This window comes from Acidovorax sp. KNOB132 (assembly GCF_057541515.1).
On sequence record NZ_BAAJYT010000622.1, the window covers coordinates 1 to 722 of the forward strand.

Genomic DNA, 722 nt, shown 5'->3' on the forward strand with positions numbered 1-722 from the left:
CTCCCGCCGAGGCGCAGCCGCGCGGCGAGTGGTGGCTGGGCTTTCAGGACCCGGTGCTGAACGGCTTGGTGGAGCGGGCCGGCCGCGGCAACGCCACCGTGCAGGAGGCCGCCGCGCGGCTGGCCGAAGCGCGGGCGCTGCTGCGCTCGGCCGATGCCAACCGCGCCCCGCAGGTCGGCGTGTCCACCGGCGTATCGCGGCAGGCGGGCGCCAACACCGCCACGGGCGGCCCGGTGCCGGCCACGCTGGCCACGGCGGGCCTGAACGTGTCGTATGAGCTCGACCTGTTCGGCCGCCTGTCGCAGGCCAGCGATGCCGCGCGGCTCGACGCCCAGGCACGCGATGCGCTGCTGCAGAGCACGCGGCTCATGGTGCAGGCCGACGTGGCGCAGACCTATCTGCAATGGCGTGCGGTGCAGGCCGAGCGCGTGCTGGTGGAGGAAAGCCTGGCCGCGTACCGCGACACGCTGCGCCTCACGCAGCGCCGCTACCAAGCCGGTGATGTGGCCGAGCTGGACCTGGCGCGCGTGCAGACGGAAGTGGCTGCCACCGAATCGGAGGCGCTCGCGCTGGAGCGCCAGCAGGTGCTGCTGAACAACGCCCTGGCCGTGCTGGTGGGTGATGTGGCGAGCGGCTTCGCCGTGGCGCCTGCGGGCGCGGCAGGCGCTGCCGGCGAAGCGGTGCTGCCCGTGATCCCGGCCGGCGTGCCCGGCACGGTGCTG

The 722-nt window shown here is 74.8% G+C and carries 1 protein-coding gene; it reads left to right on the forward strand.

The window, feature by feature from the left end; translation table 11 throughout:
* The coding region (locus AC27IO_RS25065) for a TolC family protein (protein ID WP_498741325.1) at window positions 1-722 on the forward strand (722 nt) is incomplete at both ends.